The sequence below is a fragment of the Massilia sp. IC2-477 genome (genome assembly GCF_020707265.1).
Taxonomy (GTDB): domain Bacteria; phylum Pseudomonadota; class Gammaproteobacteria; order Burkholderiales; family Burkholderiaceae_D; genus Telluria.
In genome coordinates, this window is the sequence record NZ_JAJFEQ010000010.1 from 45,737 (window position 1) to 64,976 (window position 19,240).

Consider the following 19,240-nt stretch of genomic DNA (forward strand, 5'->3'; position numbering starts at 1 on the left):
CTTTGGCATACAACGACAAGACCAGCCGATGAGTACCTGGACCCAGCTCACCCCGAGCATCTATCACCGCCTCGCCTTCGGCTCGGCCTACGGACTCACAGACGTCGGCCTGGTGCGCCAGTCGAACGAGGACAACTTCCTGATCGATCCCGAGCTGCGCATCGTCGCGGTGGCCGACGGCATGGGCGGCCACGACGGCGGAGAAGTCGCCGCCCACCTGGCCCTCGACTCCCTGCGCGCCTCGCTGCGCAGCGCCGATCCCTTCCGCTGCGCCCTCCCCGCCCACGGGACGATGCTCGACCCCGACGCCACCTGGCAGGACGAACACATGTGCGCCGTGCTGGCCGTGCACCAGGCGGTCGATCATGCCAACGACGAAGTCTATGGGGCCAACCTTCGCAACGGCCACGGCGAAGGCGCCGGCATGGGCACCACCCTGAGCGGCTTCTGGCAGTGGATGCCGGACGGGCCGCTAGCCATCTTCCATGTGGGCGACAGCCGCATCTACCGCTACCGCGCCGGCGAGCTGGCCATCTTGACGCGCGACCAGACCTTGTACCAGCAGGCCCTGGAAGCCGGCGTGTGCGACGACCTGCCGCCGCGCAACCTGCTGCTGCAGGCGATCGGGCCGACGGCGGCCGTGGCGCCCGACGTCAAGGTCTGCGAGGTGAAACGCGGGGATCTGTACCTGCTGTGCAGTGACGGGCTCTATGGGAATACGCCGCACGGCGCGATCGCGGCGGTCCTGGAGCGGGCGTCGGCGCAGTCGCTGGATGCCTGCTGCGAGGAGCTGGTGGCGCTCGCCAAGTCGCACGGAAGCCGGGATAACATCACGGCGGTGTTAGCATTGGCAGATGGGTATTAAAACGAAAACAGCGTGTGCGCTTCTCCTTGCCACCACACTGGCGGCTTGCGCAAGCCCTCCGTCATCGGTGTCGAACTGCAGTGTCGAATCCCGCCCTTTCGGCGTACTGTCTTCCGGCGAAACCGTTACCGCCTATACCGTCCGCAACGCGCGTATCGAAGCCACGATCCTGGACTATGGCGGGATCATCCACGCCATTAAAGTGCCCGATCGCGAGGGCAAGGTCCGGAACGTCGTACGCAACCTCGAAAAGCTGTCCGACTATGAGAGTAATGCGACGTTCTCGAAGATCATTGGGCGGTTTGCGGGACGGATCAACAACGGCGGATTCACGCTCGACGGAAAGCGTTACGACCTCGTTACGCGGCCGGATGGCCTGACAGTCCACGGAGGGCCGGGCGGATTCGGCAGCCGGCTGTGGACTTCATCCGCCGCTGAGTGCGGCGTCGATCTATCCCTGACCAGCCCCGATGGGGAGAACGGCTTCCCGGGCAAGTTGCAGGTGAAAGCCGAGTTTCGCGTCGTGGACTCGGACCTGCGTATCGACTACACCGCGACGACGGACAAGCCAACGGTCATCAACCTCACCCATCACGCGTTCTTCAATCTCTCCGACGCGCCGGACGTCTATGGGCAGGTCCTGCAGGTGAATGCGGACAAGTGGCTGCCGACGGACACCAAGCGTGTGCCGACCGGACAGATCGCTCCTGTTGCCGGCGCGATGGATGTGCGCACCGGCCGCAACCTGGGCTCAATCGCCAACTCGAGTGAAGAGGTCATCAAGACGAATAATGGACTGGATCACACGTTTGTCCTGAACGGGAAGCACGCAGCGACTCTGAAGGATCCGGTGTCGGGCCGCGTCCTGGAAGTATTCACATCGGAACCGGGCCTCGTCGTCTTTTCCGCCAATGGATGGAACGGCAACATGCGCGACACCGAGGGACGCCCCTTGCAAAAGGGTGGCGGATTGGCGCTGGAAACGCAGCACTTCCCCAACAGCCCGAATATCCCTGCATTTCCCACGACAGTCGTCCGGCCGCATGCACCGCTGCACAGTACGACCACCTTCCGGTTCAGCAGCAAACCGTCAGGCTTCTGACAGCCGCCAGTTCGACGCCGTCCAGCGCCCGTCGAGCATGGCGGCAAATGCCTGTGCTGGCGGCATTCCCCGGCATACCAGCATGGAGGCCTCGACAGAAGGCCCTCCCTCCGACCACCAGAGGCTGTGCCCCTGCAACGCGACATTCGCAATCGGGGCGATCACCTCTTTATCGAGGGGCAAGCGCCACGCCAGTCCCGAGCTAGCCGGAGAAGTAATCGCGAGTGCCGGCTCCGGAACACTTTCCAGGCGCTCCAGGGTGAACGTGGGGTCCAGCGACTCCCGCGCCAGATCTTCGAGCGCGTCATACCACGCGGCCTGGTCATTGAACCAATCCAGCAAGGGAGGCGCTCCAGGTGCTCCCAGCATGAGGGGAAAATAACGGCCTACCCGGTCCACGCTCGGCATCATGACCCCGCCAAGTCCCTCCGCCCCCAGTACCCCGGGCGCGATCGCAAAACGCCACACCGGACTGGTGAGATAGCGCTCCAGCCAGGCAGCGCCCAGTTTATCCTGGCTGGCCTGCATGCATTCCTGCAGCCACCCATCCCAGGCCTGCACCAGATGCTGCGGCAAGCGCCGGCTGACGAAATCCCCATGCGTACTGACCTTGCCGAAGTAGCCCGTCACAGCTTGTCCACGCAGCGGAACTGTTCCAGCACCGCACGGCGGAACGGGTTGACGACGCTGTTCGCGGTTAGCTCCAGCCCGGCCTTGCGGCCGTCGGCATCGAAGGTGACCTTATAGCGCTCCCCCTGCGGGGTCGGCTCCACAGCCGCCTTGTCGAGCATGCGGAACCAGGCCCACGGACCTTCGGTTTGCAGGCTCGAACGCGCGCTGGAGGGCGTCACCTCCAGCTTTACCTGACCACTGCCCTTTCCGCTCGGGAGCTGGAACGAAGCCGGCGCCAGCGCATTCGGCGCAGCGGTCAACACCTGCCCATCGATATCGAGCACCAGCTTGGCGATGTTCGGGTCGAGCGACACCGGCTTCAGGTCGAAGCGCATCGAGGCCTGGCGTCCGCCGTTGGCGAAGAAGGCGTCGCGGATGCGGGCGGCGCGCTGGAATTCGTCGAGCGTTCCCTGCGGGATGCCGAGCGAGCCGTCATTGGCGGTGGCGCGCCAGCTCCAGCGGGCACCGCCCATGTCGACGTACTGCGCCAGGTTCTTCTGGAAGAAGTCGTCGATCAGGCCGCCCGGGGCGAACATGCGGCCGAAGTCGTCGGCGGTAACGTCCTGGTTTGAAGCGCGGACAACCGGATAGCGCCCGGCCACGGCCTGGCGGCAGAACTGGGCAGGGCCCGCGGTCCACAGCGTGTTCAGGCGCTCGCGCTCGCTGCCCGAGGTCAGGCCGGCGCCGCCGCTGTCGATCGACTTCAGCATGCCGCTCAACGGTGCCGGAGCGCCGTCGGCTTCCAGCTTGACCTTGGCCAGCGCGTCGCCCGGCGGTGGCGGCGTGCCGGTGCGCTTGGCGCTGGCGGCGCTGTCCATGTAGATGGCGACGTCCTTCAGCATCGCCAGCTTCTGGTCCAGCGGCGGTGGCGTACCGGTGGTCATGCGGTGCAGGTCCTCGAAGTGGGCGTCGACCGGATTGACGTCCTTGCCCGCCGCGGCGTTCGCGTCAGGCGCGCTGCCCATCGCACTTTCCAGCTTCTTCTTGTAGGCGTTCAGCTTGCCCATGACCTTGGCCGCGGCCGATGGGAGCTTGGGCGCCTGGGTCGTGCCGAGCGTCGTCTCCTTGCCGGCCGCAACCAGGAATTTACGCAGCGGCGAATCTGCGCCGGCGAGCAGGTTCGTGATGCGGGCGCCCTGCTCCAGGTTGTCGAAGGAGCGCACGGTGACGTCATTGAGAAGCGCGTCCCACTGGGCGATGTACTCGTCGTAGTAGAGCTGCATGACTGCGGCGCGCACCTGGTCCTCGTTGTCGGCCTGGGACGCTTCCTGCTGCGCCAGCACCCAGCGCTCCTTTTCGACGTCGGCCACCGCTTCGTCGCTCGCTTCCAGGAACTTGGCATAGCCGGCCACCGAGAACATGCCATTCACGCCGCGCGTGATCGGTTCGCCGCTCTTGCGCACGAACACGGTGGCGGCTTCGCGTCCGCCTGCGCTGGCGGGGCTGAACTCGGGCAGCTTCTCGCGCATCAGCTGGCGCTTGATGCGGTTGTAGACGCGCTGCTGCAGCGGCATGCGCGCCAGCGCCAGGCGGGTGTCGGCGATCAGCGACTGGTCGAGCTCGGGCATCGCCTGTCCGTGCCTGAAGTTTTCCATCAGCGCGAGCTCGTGCTCGGCCAGGGACACCCGCTGTTCCTCGCTGGCGCCCTTCAGGTTGCGTTCGTCGTCGAGCGCGGCCCAGGCGGCGATCGATTCGGCGTCGAAGTGCCTGGGGTCGCCCAGCATCAGGTACACGCGCAGCACCTCGTACAGGTACTCGGCGTTGTTGGCGTCGCTGCGGCGCAACTGGGCTTCCATGCGCTGCTGCAGGCGCGGCAGCAGCGTGTCCTGCAGCAGCTTGCGGTAGGCGATGCGGGCGGCTTCGCCGAGCTTGTCGCCCTGGTACAGGCCGAAGCGACTCAAAAGCGGCACGCTCTTGTCGCGGTCTTCGTAGCCGCCCGGCAGGGTACGCGCGGCGTCCAGCACCGGCAGCAGCTCGATCGGCGACGCCTGCGGAGGGAGTGCCGCCACCTGTTTCGCAATCGCGGCGGAGCGTTCCGCCATGTCGGCCACGTAAGCCTGGTTGCGCAGGTAGCTGGTGACCATGCCGCCCGTGGCAAGCACGAACAGCACCGAGATGCCCGCCACGGCGCCCCATTGCAGCAGGCGGCGGCGCTGTTCCAGCTTGTGGTTCACGCCGGCCAGCTCGGCCTCCGGGAAGATCACCTCCTGCAGCAGCCGGGTGATGAAGTAGCTGCGTCCAGTGGCGCCGTTGGCGGGCACCGCCTGGCGGTCCAGGCCGAAGGAGGCGGCCATTGCGCTCATCACGCGGTCGAGCGGGCTGCCCTCCTGGGTGCCGCTGCTGAAATAGACGCCGCGCAGCAGGGCCTGGGCTTCGTACCGGCTGGATGCGAACACGTCGTTCAGGAAGCGGCCCAGCACCTCGCCCAGGCCCGCGAACTGCTGCGGGAAGCTGTAGACCAGGGCGCGCTTGTACGGATCGCGTTCCTGCTGCATGCGCGCCAGCACGCGCTCCTGCAGGCGCTGTTCCAGCAGGCGGAACTCCTCGGGGAAAGCGGCCAGGGCCGCGTCCGTTCCCTCTTCCTTGGCTAGCGCGAAGGTCGTGCCCCAGACCTGGGCCCGCTCCTGGCGCCCCAGGCTGTCGAAGTACTCGACGAAGCCGGCCAGCAGGTCGCACTTCGTCACCAGCACGTACACCGGGAAGCGTACGCCCAGCTGTTCGTGCAGTTCCTTGATGCGTTCGCGGACCGCGGCGGCGGTCGATGCGCGCCAGATATCGTCGCCCTGCAGCAGGTCGGATACCGACAGCGTGACGATCACGCCATTGATGGGACGGCGCCGGCGGTGCTTGCGCAGCAGCTGCAGGAAGCCGGTCCACGCGGCCTTGTCCGCCTCGGAATGGCTGTCCTGGGTCGTGTAGCGGCCGGCGGTATCCAGCAGCACGGCTTCGTCGGTGAACCACCAGTCGCAGTTGCGGGTGCCGCCGACGCCCTTGACGCCGCCCTTGCCCAGGGTGTCCGCCAGCGGGAACTTCAGGCCCGAATGGGTCAGCGCCGTTGTCTTGCCGGAGCCGGGCGCGCCAATGAACATGTACCAGGGCAGTTGGTACAGGCCGCCCCTGCTGCCGTCCTTGCCCTTGCTCTTGCGCAGGATGGCGATCGCTTCCTGCATGCGTTTGTTCAGCTGGGCCACCTCGAGCGCGCCCTCTTCCGGCACGGGCGCCGCGGCAGGGACGTCTTCGCCCGCCATGCTCTTCATCAGGCGCCGGTTGGCCAGGTGGGCCTGCAGCTTGCGCCAGCCGAACCAGGCGGCCCAGGCCAGGATGAGCACGGCGATGAAGGTCCAGCGCACGCTATCCGAAGCGAAGGGCGCGCTGCCGTCGAAGGACAGCAGCGGCGCTTCGAACCAGATGACGAGCGACAGCAGCAGCACGCCCAGGAAGGCCAGGACCGGGGGCTTGACCAGCCACTTGAAGAACTTTTTCATTGCGGTTACCGTCAGTTTTTCATGGCGCCGTCGCCGGCGTCAGGAGGGTGATCTCGACGCGGCGGTTTCTGGCGCGGTTGGCGGGGCTGTCGTTGCTCGCCAGCGGTTCGGTGTCGCCCCTCCCCTCGACGCTATAGCGCTCCTCCGGACCGGCGCGCTCGGCCAGCAGGTCGCGTACCGAATGCGCACGGGCCTTGGACAACTCGTAGTTCGACGGGAAGTGGGCGGAGATGCCCGGCCGTGTGTTGTCGGTATGGCCCACGACGACCACCTTGCCCGGCACCGCCTTCAAGGCTTCGCCGATGCGCGCCAGCAGCGTCAGGTAGGCACCGGAGACCTCGCCGCTGCCCGGGCTAAACACGCCGTCGCCGCGCAGGGTCACGACCGAGCGGTCGGCGGTTTCGACCACCGTCACCAGCTTCTGCTCCACTTCCCGCGCCAGGAAGCCGGCGATGCGCGCCGGTCCCGGTTTCGGCGGCGAAGCTTGAGGAATGGGCGCCTGCGCGGTCTTGAGCGACAACAGGCTGGCGAAGACCGGGTCGGAGGCGTTGCCGAGGCGGTAGCCGAAGAGCATGTGCAGCAGCACCAGCAGGCCGGCGGCGACGGCAGCGAGAATCCACACCGGCACCATGCGCCACAGCGGCTCGCCCTTGCCGCTGGCGCCCTTCCAGCGCACCGACAGTTCCGATTCCACGGGGGCATGCTGCTGGGCGATCAGCTGCTGCAGGCGCTCGCGCAGCTGTTCGAGCTGCGAGCGGCCGTTGTCGATCACGCGGTAGCGCCCTTCCAGGCCGAGCGCGAGGCACAGGTACATCAGTTCCAGCGCCGGCAGGTTGTTCTTGGGGTCTTGCGACAGCTTCTGCAGGATCAGGAAGAACTTCTCGCCGCCGAAGGCTTCGTTGTGGAAGGCCACCAGCAGGCTGCGGCTGGCCCAGACCCCGCCGCCGCCCCAGGGCGTGGACGAGATGGTCTCGTCCAGCAGCGTGCACAGTGCGTAGCGCGCGGCGGCGATCTGGTCGTGCTGGACCTGGACCGCCCTGGCCTGGGCCTCGAAGGCCTTGATGGCCTGCACCAGCTGCATGCGCAGGCTCTCGACGTCCGGGTGCGAGGCCATGCTGCGCAGCGGCGTCACCAGGTCGAGCAGCGGATTGGCGGCGCGCACCAGGGGATTGAGGCCCTCGCCGTGCAGCGTGGCTGGACCAAGAGCCCCAGCGCGCGGCGGCGCCGCTGTCGGCGCGGGGCTGGCGGACGGCGTGCGGCGCCCGCCCGGCGCCGGCATCAGCATGGTGCGGTCGGGGTCCTGCATCGGATTGCTCGGTTGTTCGGCGCTCACGGTCGGTCCTTCACGGCCTTATTTGCGGATCGCCCAGAATTCCATCTGCAGGCCTGGGTACTCGTTCGGGATGTGCATCGCGAAGCCGACGGAATTGTTCAGCATCTTCCAGTTCTCGCCCGTCTTGTCGAGTTCAAAATAGGTGTAGCCCGCGTGGAAGGGCAGCTGGCGCGGCGCCACCGGCAGCGCGCGCAGGGCCACGCCCGGCAGCTGCAGGTTGACCAGGTCGCGGATCTTCTCGATCGAGCCGATCTTGACCATGGCCGGGAAACCGCTGCGCACCGCTTCAGGCGGCATGTGCGCATTCACCGCGAGCACGAAGGTCGCGGAGCGCAGCAGCTCCGGATCGGGCAGCACCGCCACCCGGATGCCGAACTGGCGCTCTTCCAGCGTGAGGGCCAGGGCGCGCGTGTCGACCACCATCGACAGCGCGGCGCGCACGTCCTCGATCAGCGGCGCGAAGCTCTCGCTCAGGCGCTCGTGGCGATACACCGGATACGGCGTGGCGCGCTTGTCGGGCCGGCTGAATGTCGCCAGCTCGCCGGCCAGCTGGGCCAGTTCGCCGTACAGGCGTTCCGGATGGATGCCGGTGGCGCCGGCCAGGTGGGCGAACAGCGGCGTGCTGCGGTTGAGCAGCTGCAGCATCAGGAAATCCACGATCTCCGCGGCGCCGGCCACGCCGGGCTGGCTCAGGCGCCCGGCCAAGGCCTGGGCGCGCTGGTTCAGGAGGCCCACCAGTTCATCGGCGAAGCTTGATAAGCGCGGCGCGGCGCGGAAGTCCATGCACGGCGGGCAGTAGGCAGGATCGAGCACTACCCGGTTGTCCGGACGGCGCTCGACCACGCGGCCAATGCCCAGCGTGGCGTAGGCATTCGCCGCGTCCTTCTCCAGGGATACCCGCAGGCGCAGGCTGCCGACCTGCATCAGGGCGCTGTTATCCAGGCCATTGCTGTCCATCGCCTCGTAGTCCACCGGGCGGTGGCGCGCAAAGTTGTCCGGCCCGGTGTTGCCGTCGGTCTCGACGATGCCCTGGCGCCGCAGCGGCAGCGCCAGCACCACCAGCGCATCGCGCGCATCCTCGGGGATGTCGAGCGGCGCCGGCAGCGCATCGTCCTGCGGCAGGTTGAAGGTGGTGCCGTCGGGGAGCACGCCGGAACACGCCAGCAGGGCCAGCTTGCCCTGGGCCAGCAGCTGTTCGTCGATCGCCAGCCGGGTAAAGCCCCAGGCATAAGGACGCAGGCCGACGACGCGGTTCTCGAGGGTGTTGTGCAGGTAGCGGTCGTGCTGCTGCAGGTGCTGCGGCTGCAGCAGCATGCCTTCCGACCAGATGACTTTGCTATTCCAGGACATAAGCTTCCGTTCTTGTTATGTGTTGGTTGTCAGCGCCGCGCCTGGCGCAGCAGCTGGACCTGTTCTTCATAGGCCGCGGCGAAGGCTTCGCCGAACAGGCGGTGAAAATCGCTGTCGGCTTCGCGTGCCATCTCGGTGTACAGCTCGACCATTCGGTCCCACATCTTGGCCTTGCGGTTCGACGACAGCATCTTGTCCATCACGCTCGGCACATCCAGGCGCGCCTCGATGGCGGCCGGGTCGAAGCGCTTCAGGACACCCGCCAGGGCGGCGCGCATGCCGGCCATGATCGCCAGCTCGTGCGCCTTCAGGTCGTCGAATGCATTGGCAAAGGCGCGCGGCGCCGGCATATAGCCCGGCATGCTGCCGTTCACCATCTGCGTCAGCGCGCTGTCGGCGTCGGGGAAGAACTTCAGGGGATTGTTCGCCTGCGAGGAGATCATCGTCATGTCCAGGCGGCTTTCGCGCTTGGTCATCGCGCGTCCCATCAGCACCCCCATGGTGCCGGCGGTTGCTTCGCGCAGCATGCTGCCTGCCAGCTCGGCGATCTCCTCGGCACTGCGGCGCGTGTTCAGCTCTTCCAGGCCCAGGCCGCGCATCAGGGCGGCGATCACGGGGTCGTCGGCTGCGTTCCTGCTGCGTGGCGGCGCGGGCGTCGGCACTGCCGGTGGCGGTGGCGGTGCGGGCGGCGCGATGGCGGTCGCCTCGACCGGCGCCGGTGTCGGCGGAGGCGGCGGCATGATCGGCGCAGGTGTCGGCGCAGGAGTCGCCTGCACTCGCGGCGGCAGGAAGTCCGCCAGCGGGTCGTAGTCGTCCGGGATCGCCATCGGCCCGGCCGCTGCTGCAGGCGTTGGCGGTGGCGCCATAGGCGCCGACGGCAGCGCGGCCGCCGGGAACGGCGCCAGCTCGGGCGGCACGTGGTCGCTCTCGGCGCCGCGCCAGGCCGGCTCGATCGGCGCCGGCGTGGGCGCGCTGCCGAACAGGTTCAGGCCGAGCGGATCGAAGCTGGGATTCAGGGGATCGCCGCCGACATTGAGGATGCCTGCGCCGGCCAGCGAATCGTCCGGATTGGCCGGCAGCGCCGGGGCGCTTGGCGCCGCCGCGGTGATGTCCTGCAGCGGCGACGGCGGCAGGGTCGGCACGGCCTCGGTGACCACGCTTGCCACCAGCTGGTAGTCGCCAATGGTGATGCGGTCGCCATCGGCCAGCGCCACGTGGCGGCCCGGCCCGACCGGGCGCTCGTTCACCAGGCTCGGATTGCTGCCCACGTCGACCAGGCAATAGGCGCCGTCGCGAAACTCGATGCGCGCATGCACGCGCGAGATGTACTTGCCCGGATCGTCCAGCACCAGCTCATTGCCGACTGAACGCCCGAGCGCGCCGCCGAGACGGTCGAAGCGCCGGAACAGCGGCTGGCTTGGTGCGGCATCGCGGTAGGTGTGGACACTCAGCGTAAGAGACATGGGACCTCTGTATTCATGCCCCCGCGACCTCGCGCAAGAAGCGCGCACGGTCCTGCGGATCGGGGAGGTTATCGGCCAGCAGGCGGTAGAACTCGTCCGCATTGCCGGTCATTTTCGACGCGCGCTTGGCCAGGATCTTGGCGATCGGTCCGACATACACGGCAAGCTTCTGCTGGGCAGCTTCCATTAATTCGGGACTGAGCTGCAGCAGGGTCGGCATACCGGTCATCTGGGTCAGCTGAGTCGCGCTGAGCTGGATTCCCGTGCGCGCGCCCATGGTCGACAGGGTCGACAGGCCGTGCTTCTTCTTGATCTCCCTGACGGCATCCTGGAACTGCGCCCGCCCCGCGTCCGAGCCGATGTGCGGCAGCAGGCGCGCGCACAAATCGTCCAGGTCGAGTGCCTCGCGCGCCGTGTTCTTCAGCACAAGCTTGGCCACCGGCCCGATCTGGGTCGACAACGCCACCTGCAGGTCGGGCGCCAGCCCCAAGAGCCATTCCGGGGCGCTGGCCGTCAGGTTCGAACCGTGCGTCGACGCCTGGGCCGGCGCCGCACCATGCTGCGACGGGCTGGCCGGGCGCACCGGCTCGGCCGGGCGTGGCGGCGGCTGGAAGGCCAACACGGTGCGCTCGTTGTCTTCCTCGGTGGGCGGCAGGCCGCCGTTGTGCTGGAGCTGAGCGTCCGTGAGCGCCTGCAGGAAGGCCTGCGCGGTCGGATAGCGCTCGTCCATGCGCTTGGCCATGGCTTTGAGCAGCACCGCATCGAAGACCGGGTGCAGGCCGGGTTTGCGCACGCTGGGCGGGACCGGGTCTTCGTGCAGGATCTGGTGCATGACGGCGGAAGCCGCGCCGGTAAAGGGACGGCTGCCGGTCAGCATCTGGTACAGCACGATCCCGACCGCGAACAGGTCGGAGCGGCCATCCACCAGCTCGCCCTTGAACTGTTCCGGCGACATGTAGCTGGGCGTGCCAATCACGGCGCCGACCTGGGTCAGGGTCGAGGATTCGATCTTGGCGATGCCGAAGTCGGTGATTTTGACCTGGGCGTCGGCCGTGACCAGCACATTGGCCGGCTTGATGTCGCGGTGGACCACGCCGCGCGCATGCGCGTAGTCGAGCGCGCGCAGCAGCTGCGAGATGCAGTTCACGCTGGCGGTCGGGTCCATCGCCGTCTCTTTCGCCAGAAAGGCGCTGAGCGGTGTGCCGTCCACGTACTCCATCGCGATGTAGGTCGCATCGTCGACCTCGCCGAAGTCGTACACGGCGACGATGTTCGGATGCACCAGGCGACCCGAGGCCTGGGCCTCGTTCTTGAAGCGCGCCACCAGTTCGCTTTCCTGCAGGCCGTCGAGCAGCTCGCGGCGGATCGTCTTGAGCGCGACCGTGCGCGCGATGTTGGCGTCGTAGGCCTTGTAGACCACGCCCATGGCGCCGGTCCCGAGCACCCCGTCGATGCGGTATTTCCCGATTCGTTCGATCATCAAGCTTTTACTCTTCCAGCATCTTCAATGCGCTCGCCAGGCTGGTGCGCATGCGGTTGAACGACCGTCCCAGGCCGCTGATCTCGTCATTACCCTTGACTTCGAATTCCTGGGCCTCGAACTTGCCCATGCTGACTTCATCGGCCACCGCGGCGAGGTGCTTGATGCGGCGCGTGACGAACAGGTGCACCATCACGTTCAGGGCCACGAACACCACCAGGAACACGCCGAACAGCGACGCCATGAAGGTCTTGAAGATCTGGTCGGCGCGCGCCAGCGGCACGGTCATCGGCACCGAGATCACCTGGGCGCCGACGATCTCGTTCAGCTTCCAGCCGAAGCCGTTGTTCGGGCCGTAGATGTCGACCATGGTCTTGGGGGCCTCCGCCGCGGTGGTGTGGCAGCCCAGGCAGACCGGATCCTTGATCTGCAGCGGCCGTGCGATGTACAGGCTGCGGCCGGTAGCGGTGTCGCGCTCGCCCACGAATTCCTTCATGTCGGCCGTGCTGCGCAGCTTGTTGACCACGTCGACTTCCCAGTCCGAGGCCTTGTCGCGCGGGTTGGTCGGGTTCAGCGTCGCCTCCTTGTACGAGAAGTCCGGGTAGGACTTGAGGATGGCGTTCAGGCTCTCCACCGCCGAATACGAGGGCACCGACTGCGGGTGGAACTCGAACTTCATCTGGTTGCGCAGCAGCGGCGCGATCTGGGTGGCGGTGTAGCCGCGCACGCTCTTGGCCGCTTCCAGCAGCAGGCGCGCATTCTGCAGCGTCTCTTCCCTGGCGCTCTGCTTGAGCAGGCGGTCCGCCACCACGCCGGCGGCGAGGAAGCCGACGGCGAAAATGGACACGAACACCAGGTTGAACTTGGCGGCGATCGAAAGCTTCATGACATGTCTCCTGAAATCCTGGTCACCGCGGCCTCAGAACAGGCTGCCGGCGGAAGCCGGTCGGGCCGGCGGGTAAAGTACGGCGCGCCAGGCCGGCTGCTGGCCGACGGCCCGCTCGAGCTCCTTGCGGAAAGCGGGATCGGCCAGGCGTGGGCGCAGGCGCGCGACAAAAGGTTTGACCCCGGGCAGCCGGGCCGCCAGCCAGGGTTCGACGTCGGCAAAATCAGCCTCGCGCTCCTTCACGGGGGCTACCTTGCCGGCGTTCGCCAGGTTCGGAACGCGCGCCAGGCGGTCGCGGAAGGACGGCGGCATTGCGCTGATGAAGGGGCGCGGCGGCCTGCCCGCCACCGGCTGGGGCTTGGCCGGGTCGACTTCGGCGTACTGTTCGGCCGACAGTTTGAGCGGCGCGCCGGCGCGTCCCTTGTCCACCCTGGCGGCCTGCTGGGCGCCATCCTCGGCAAACACGGCGTCCCTTCCCTCCCCGCCGCTCTTGACGATGGCCGAGCCATTCTCGAACCCGAGTTGCAGGCCCGGGGTGACGAGCTTGCCGTTCTTCGCCATCAGCTTGGCCCATCCCTCCAGCAAGGCCACATCGAGGGCCTTGCCGCTGGTGGGCAGGTCCTGCAGCAGCACGCGGGTCTGCGGACCGAGCGCCAGGATGGCGTCCGCACCGGCCTCGACCTGGGCGCCGGCCGCGCCGGTTTCCAGGATGTCGTCCTTCTGCACGGCGATCCCGGCCGGCGCCTTGTAGACGGTGGCGCCGCGGATCAGGCGCAGCGGTTGCTCGGCCAGGGTCAACACGGCAAGCGCCGGCGCCTGGGCCTGGACAGGCGCATGGATCAGCAGACCGGCGAGGAAGAAAAGGATGCGCATGGGTGGCCTCAGTTGATCTTCACCAGCGCGCCTTCGATCGTCACGATGGCGTCCGACTTGACCGACATCGGCGCCGTCGACTTCACGTTCAGCATGGCGCCGGCCTTGATGTCCATGTTGGCGGTGGACTCGATCGCGATCTGGGTCGCCGTCATGGTGATCTTGGCCGGTTCGATCTTGATGCTGCTCGAGCCCACCTTCAGCTCGATCGAGGTGGTGGCCTCGACCACGATGGTCTTCGACACCGTGACCTTCTGGTCGCCGGTAATGTTCACGGTCTGGTTGTTGTCGATGGTGAGCTTGTGGTCGTTGGCCACGTGTTCGGTCAGGTCATGGCCCACATCCAGGCTGCGGTCGTTCTTGATCTGGATGGTCTGGTCGCCCTTGTCCGCCTTCTCGAAGCCCACCTTCAGGGTGTCGTTGTTCTTGACCACGCGCTTGAAGTCCTTTTCCGCCTGGACGAAGATCTCTTCGCTGTCCTTCTTGTCCTCGAAGCGGATCTCATTGAATCCCCCTCCTCCCTTGGAAGAATTCGACTTGATGGTGGACTTGGTCTGCTCGGCCGGCAGCTCGTAGGGCGGCATGCTGTCGCCGTTGTAGACGCATCCGGTAATCAGGGGCTGGTCCGGATCGCCCTCCAGGAAGCTGACCACGACTTCCATGCCGATGCGCGGAATGAACATCGTGCCCCAGGACTTGCCGGCCCAGCCCTGCTGCACGCGCACCCAGCACGAGCTGGTCTCGTTGGCCTTGCCGTCGCGCTCCCAGTGGAACTGCACCTTCACCCGGCCATACTTGTCGGTCCAGATCTCCTCGCCGGCTTTACCGACCACCATGGCCGTCTGCGGCCCCTGCACGAAGGGCTTGCGCGCGGTGGGCGGCGCGCGGTAGCTGTGCTCCTTGCCCACCGCCTGGAAGGCGCAGCGGAACTGGGTGCTGGTGTTGGCGCCGTCGGTGCCGTAGCCGATGCCGGCAATCTCGGTCTCGGCGGCCGTGATCAGGAACTCGCGGTTCTGGTCGTCGCGCGGGTGCTCCGACAGGGTGAACAGCGCCCCGGTCGTCAAGCCGCGTGCATTGCCGAAGGCCTCGACCTGCTCACACTGGCCGTGCAGCGCCTCCATGCGCGCGCGGGCGAAGCCGCTGCCTGCGCTGCTGGTCGTGTACTGACCGGGATAGTCGTACTGCTCGTAGCTGGCCTGGCCAAAGGCGGCGGCGATGGTCGCCTTAACCAGCAGGCCGCCCCTGGTGCTGCTCGATGCCTTTTCGAAATCGAAGTCATTCAGCGCATACACGCTCGACTGGATCTCGCCGCCGGGCGCGAAACGGGTCACCGCTTCCTCGAGCGGGTCGCGGTGCGTTTCCTCGTCGCGGAACCGGACCGTGGCATAGCCCTCGCTGGGTGTGTGCGCGCCGTAGCTGTCCGCCAACACCATGGTATGGGCGCCGTCCTGGTGGGTGAAGTAGAAGTAGATGCCCTCTTCTTCCAGCAGGCGGCAGACGAAGTTGAAGTCGCTCTCGCGGTACTGGACGCAGTAGGTGCGCGCGGCCGGGGTGGCGGACAAGCTGCCGGCGTCGAGCGAGATCAGCCCGCCGTAGGCGGTGTCGCCACATACCGCCTTGACGATGTCGATCGCACTCTTGTCCTGGAAGATGCGGCAATTGGAGGAACGCGTGAGCAGCCACAGCGCCGGGTGCAGCACCGCCTCGTAGCTGGCCTTGCCGTCGCGCCAGCCGCGGTAGGCAAAACGCGTGACGATGCCGTTGAAGTAGCGCGAACCGCCATCCGGCAGCTCGAGCACCACCGTCATGCTGGTCCCGAGCACGTCGGCGATCTTGATGTCGCCCTTGGTCGACAGCAGATCGAGGCGGTAGGTATAGATCCGTCCCAGCGCTTCGCTGCAGGTCATGCTCCGGAACAGGAGCACGTCGTCGGCGAGCGCCGACTTGACGGAGACTTCACGCTGGGCCTGGGTAGGGACAATCGGCATTCTTCAGATACTCGTTCAGGGAATCATGGTCTTGACGGTGCCAGCATTGGTGAAGCCGATCACGCCGCCCCAGTTGCACATGCACTTGGAGACGTTGTCGAGGGCCGGCATGTTGGCGATCATGACCGTCGGGGCACCGGGCACCCAGGGCGCTGGCGTTACAGGCACGCAAGGCATTGGCGTGAGCACGCCCAGCGCCGCCGCGGTGGCCGCGGCGACGGTCGGGTTGGACGGCGAGTTGCACATCCCGAAGGGCAGGATGTTCACCATCGGGACGTGGTCCATGATGTTGGCGGCGGGCGGGCCTTCGCACAGCACCTTGTTCTTCGGGAGCACCACCAGCGAAGATGGCGCGACGCCGAAGGTGCAGGTCATCATCGCGCCCATGGAAACCTGGTTTGGCATGTCTCTGTCTTAGTCGAACAGCCCGCGCATGTCGAAGGTCGGATCGAGCAGGCCCTTGACGCCGGCAATGAAGCCGTCTGGATAGCAGCTGTAGATGAACAGCGAATGCCCGGCGATCCAGAAATTGATGGAGCCGGTTTCGACCAGGCGCGGCGTCGTCGACCCGGCTTCATAGCCATAGTAGACATCGTCCAGCGGAATACGCTTCAGCCAGACCGGGTTGGCCGGGGCTGGGCCGCCGCCCAGGAATGACGCGATACCCGGCTGGGCTTGCGGCGAATTGATCATCTCGGTGGCTGCGGCGATGGCGGTACGGCGGTCCTGCCACTGCGACTTGATCGCACTGGCCATCGTGGCGCTTGCCTTGATTTTCGGATCGAGCGCGCCCTGGCCGAAGGTGGCCACGTGCGAGAACGTATGGCCAGTGCCTTTCTTGTACGGGCTGCTGCCCTGCGTCTGCACTGTGCGCGACGGCCCCAGGTCGCTGGCTGTAAAGCCGTTCAGGCCGCCCACCTTGATGGTGGCCAGCTGCTGTCCATTGGCACGCGCAATGGCGGCGGCCACGTCTGCTTGTGTGTAAGGCATGATTATCGTCCTCGTTGTCCGTTGAAAAAAGAGTGTCAATCAAAACGGTATGCGAACTCGCTGCCCTCGACGCCGACCTTGACGCCGCCGACCGGCTGGCCCCCAATCATGCGGTTCAGGAATTCGCGCGAGATATCCGGCAGCATTGTGTTGGTCAGGATCGCGTCGATCATGCGGCCACCCGATTCGCTCTCGGTACAGCGCGACACCACCAGCTTCACCACGTCGTCGCCGTACTCGAACGGGATCTTGTAGCGCGCCTCGACCCGCTTCTTGATGCGATTGAGCTGCAGCCTGACGATCGAACCGAGCATCTCGTCCGACAGCGGGTAGTAGGGAATTGTCACCAGGCGCCCCAGCAGCGCCGGCGGGAACACCTTCAGTAGGGGCGCACGCAGGGCCTTGGCCATGCCTTCCGGGTCGGGCATCAGGTCCGGGTCCTTGCACAGACCCGCAATCAGGTCGGTGCCGGCATTGGTGGTCAGGATGATCAGGGTGTTCTTGAAGTCGATGAAGCGTCCTTCGCCGTCTTCCATGAAGCCCTTGTCGAAGACCTGGAAGAACATCTCGTGCACGTCGGGGTGCGCCTTTTCCACTTCGTCGAGCAGCACCACCGAATACGGCTTGCGACGCGCCGCCTCGGTCAGCACGCCGCCTTCGCCATAGCCGACGTAGCCCGGCGGCGCGCCCTTCAGGGTCGACACCGTGTGCGCTTCCTGGAACTCGCTCATGTTGATGGTGATGAGGTTCTGCTCGCCGCCGTACAGGGCTTCGGCCAGCGCCAGCGCGGTCTCGGTCTTGCCCACGCCCGAGGTACCGGCCAGCATGAACACGCCGATCGGTTTGCTCGGGTTGTCCAGTCCCGCACGCGAAGTCTGGATGCGCTTGGCGATCATCTCCATCGCGTGGTCCTGGCCAATCACGCGCTGGCTCAGGGTGTTGGCGATGTTCAGGATGGTTTCCAACTCGTTGCGCGCCATGCGGCCCACCGGGATACCGGTCCAGTCGCCCACCACCGCCGCCACCGCCTGATAGTCGACGGTCGGCAGGATCAGGGGGTTCTCGCCCTGCAGCGCGCTCAGTGTGGCCTGCACGCTTTTCAATTGCTCCTTCAGGGCGGCGCGCTCGTTCTCGTCCGTCACCGGGGCCGTGTCAGCCGACGCTTCCAGCTTGCTGCCCGTGCCCTCCACTGGTCGCGCACCGTCGCGCAGCTTCGCCCGCAAGCCCAGCAGCTCGTCGACCAGGGCGCGCTCCTCGTTCCAGCGCCCCTCCAGGCCGGCCAGGCGGTCCTGCTCGGACACCAGCGCGGTCTCGACATCGCGCATGCGCGCTCCAGTCTCGATGCCGATCGCGCCTTCGCGCCGGATGATCTCCATCTCCACCTTCAGCGCCTCGATGCGCTTGCGGCTGTCGTCGACCTCGGCCGGGGTGGCGTGCAGGCTGACGGCCACGCGGGCGCAGGCGGTGTCGATCAGGCTGACCGATTTATCCGGCAGCTGGCGCGCCGGGATGTAGCGGTGCGACAGCTTGACGGCTGCTTCCAGCGCTTCGTCGAGAATCTGCACCTGGTGGTGCTTTTCCATGGTCGAGGCCACGCCACGCATCATCAGGATCGCACGCTCCTCGCTCGGCTCGTCTACCTGGATGCTCTGGAAGCGCCGGGTCAGGGCCGGATCCTTCTCGATGTGCTTCTTGTACTCGGCAAAGGTGGTAGCGCCGATGGTGCGCAGGGTGCCGCGTGCCAGCGCTGGTTTCAGGAGGTTGGCGGCGTCGCCGGTGCCGGCCGCGCCGCCGGCGCCGACCAGGGTGTGGGTTTCGTCGATGAACAGGATGATCGGTTGCTGGCTGGCCTGCACCTCGTCGATCACCGAGCGCAGGCGCTGCTCGAATTCGCCCTTCATGCTGGCGCCGGCCTGCAGCAGGCCGACGTCCAGGGTCAGCAGCTTGACGTCCTTGAGCGAGGGCGGCACGTCGCCGCGTGCGATGCGCTGGGCGAAGCCCTCGACCACGGCGGTCTTGCCGACGCCGGCCTCGCCGATCATGATCGGGTTGTTCTGGCGCCGGCGCATCAGGATGTCGACCATCTGGCGGATCTCGTCATCGCGGCCGACGATCGGGTCCATCTTGCCGGACCTGGCCTGCTCGGTCAGGTCGACCGTGAACTTCTTCAGCGCTTCCTGCTTGCCCATCTGGGCCGGGGCGATGGCGCCCGATTCCTCGCCCGGGGCGGCGGCCTGGAAGCCGTCGCTGGCCGCCAGCTTCGCTTCCGGCGAATCCTTCAGCAGGGTGGCGAAGCGGTCAGACAGGTCGTCCGGCTTGACGCGCTCGAACTGGCGGCTGATCGCGTACAGGGCGTTGCGCAGGTTGGTTGTTTTCAGCATGCCGAACACCAGGTGCCCGCTGCGCACCTGGGATTCGCCGAACAGCAGGGTGCCGAACACCCAGGCCCGCTCCACCGTCTCTTCCAGCTGGGCCGACAGATCGGTGACCGAGGTGGCGCCGCGCGGCAGGCGGTCCAGGGCCGCGGTCAGGTCGCGCGCCAGCACCGCGCCATCGAGCTCATAGTGGCGGATGATGCGGTGCAGGTCGGAATCCTGCAGCTGCAGGATCTGGTGCACCCAGTGGACCATCTCCACGTAGGGATTGCCGCGCAGCTTGCAGAACACGGTGCTGCTCTCGATCGCGCGGTAGCACAGGGAGTTCAGCTTTCCAAAAAGGGCAACACGACTGATTTCGGCCATGATCGGTTCTTT

Annotated in this window: 14 protein-coding genes; 2 read left to right on the forward strand and 12 right to left on the reverse strand. The window is 66.7% G+C overall.

Going from position 1 to position 19,240, the window contains the following annotated elements; all coding sequences use genetic code 11:
• Positions 1-28 precede the first annotated feature (28 nt).
• Positions 29-865, forward strand: coding sequence for a PP2C family serine/threonine-protein phosphatase (locus tag LK542_RS19220; RefSeq protein ID WP_227813189.1), 837 nt, complete (start codon positions 29-31; stop codon positions 863-865).
• Positions 855-1,967: an aldose epimerase family protein gene (locus tag LK542_RS19225; protein WP_227813190.1), complete on the forward strand. Its 1,113-nt coding sequence runs from the start codon at positions 855-857 to the stop codon at positions 1,965-1,967. The genes LK542_RS19220 and LK542_RS19225 overlap by 11 nt, the downstream gene beginning before the upstream one ends.
• Here LK542_RS19225 and tagF read toward each other — a convergent pair.
• The 12 genes from tagF to tssH are packed head-to-tail and all read right to left on the reverse strand — an operon-like array spanning position 1,956 to position 19,228.
• Positions 1,956-2,597, reverse strand: a complete 642-nt coding sequence (tagF, locus tag LK542_RS19230; RefSeq protein WP_227813191.1) for a type VI secretion system-associated protein TagF — start codon at positions 2,595-2,597, stop codon at positions 1,956-1,958. The two genes, LK542_RS19225 and tagF, sit on opposite strands and share 12 nt — an antisense overlap.
• The gene (tssM, locus tag LK542_RS19235) at positions 2,594-6,124 is read right to left on the reverse strand and encodes a type VI secretion system membrane subunit TssM (RefSeq protein ID WP_227813192.1); all 3,531 of its coding nucleotides are present in this window, start codon (positions 6,122-6,124) and stop codon (positions 2,594-2,596) included. The genes tagF and tssM overlap by 4 nt, the downstream gene beginning before the upstream one ends.
• 19 nt (positions 6,125-6,143) lie before the next feature.
• On the reverse strand, positions 6,144-7,457 hold the full coding sequence (icmH, locus tag LK542_RS19240; RefSeq protein ID WP_227813193.1) for a type IVB secretion system protein IcmH/DotU: 1,314 nt from the start codon (positions 7,455-7,457) through the stop codon (positions 6,144-6,146).
• An 18-nt stretch (positions 7,458-7,475) separates the two neighbouring features.
• Positions 7,476-8,807, reverse strand: a complete 1,332-nt coding sequence (gene tssK / locus LK542_RS19245) for a type VI secretion system baseplate subunit TssK (protein WP_227813194.1) — start codon at positions 8,805-8,807, stop codon at positions 7,476-7,478.
• A 29-nt stretch (positions 8,808-8,836) separates the two neighbouring features.
• Entirely contained in the window at positions 8,837-10,270 is a 1,434-nt protein-coding gene (gene tagH / locus LK542_RS19250; RefSeq protein WP_227813195.1) for a type VI secretion system-associated FHA domain protein TagH, read from the reverse strand.
• A gap of 13 nt (positions 10,271-10,283) precedes the next feature.
• Positions 10,284-11,750 carry a serine/threonine-protein kinase gene (locus LK542_RS19255; RefSeq protein WP_227813196.1) on the reverse strand — a complete coding sequence of 489 codons (1,467 nt, stop codon included), beginning with the start codon at positions 11,748-11,750 and terminating at the stop codon, positions 10,284-10,286.
• A 7-nt stretch (positions 11,751-11,757) separates the two neighbouring features.
• The gene (locus LK542_RS19260; RefSeq protein ID WP_227813197.1) at positions 11,758-12,636 is read right to left on the reverse strand and encodes a DUF3365 domain-containing protein; all 879 of its coding nucleotides are present in this window, start codon (positions 12,634-12,636) and stop codon (positions 11,758-11,760) included.
• A gap of 33 nt (positions 12,637-12,669) precedes the next feature.
• Positions 12,670-13,509: a hypothetical protein gene (locus tag LK542_RS19265; RefSeq protein WP_227813198.1), complete on the reverse strand. Its 840-nt coding sequence runs from the start codon at positions 13,507-13,509 to the stop codon at positions 12,670-12,672.
• A gap of 8 nt (positions 13,510-13,517) precedes the next feature.
• Positions 13,518-15,497: a type VI secretion system Vgr family protein gene (locus tag LK542_RS19270; RefSeq protein WP_227813199.1), complete on the reverse strand. Its 1,980-nt coding sequence runs from the start codon at positions 15,495-15,497 to the stop codon at positions 13,518-13,520.
• 15 nt (positions 15,498-15,512) lie between these two features.
• Positions 15,513-15,902: a DUF4280 domain-containing protein gene (locus tag LK542_RS19275; protein WP_227813200.1), complete on the reverse strand. Its 390-nt coding sequence runs from the start codon at positions 15,900-15,902 to the stop codon at positions 15,513-15,515.
• A 9-nt stretch (positions 15,903-15,911) separates the two neighbouring features.
• The gene (locus tag LK542_RS19280) at positions 15,912-16,487 is read right to left on the reverse strand and encodes a hypothetical protein (RefSeq protein ID WP_227813201.1); all 576 of its coding nucleotides are present in this window, start codon (positions 16,485-16,487) and stop codon (positions 15,912-15,914) included.
• Between the two features lie 35 nt (positions 16,488-16,522).
• On the reverse strand, positions 16,523-19,228 hold the full coding sequence (tssH, locus tag LK542_RS19285; RefSeq protein ID WP_227813202.1) for a type VI secretion system ATPase TssH: 2,706 nt from the start codon (positions 19,226-19,228) through the stop codon (positions 16,523-16,525).
• Positions 19,229-19,240: the final 12 nt, after the last annotated feature.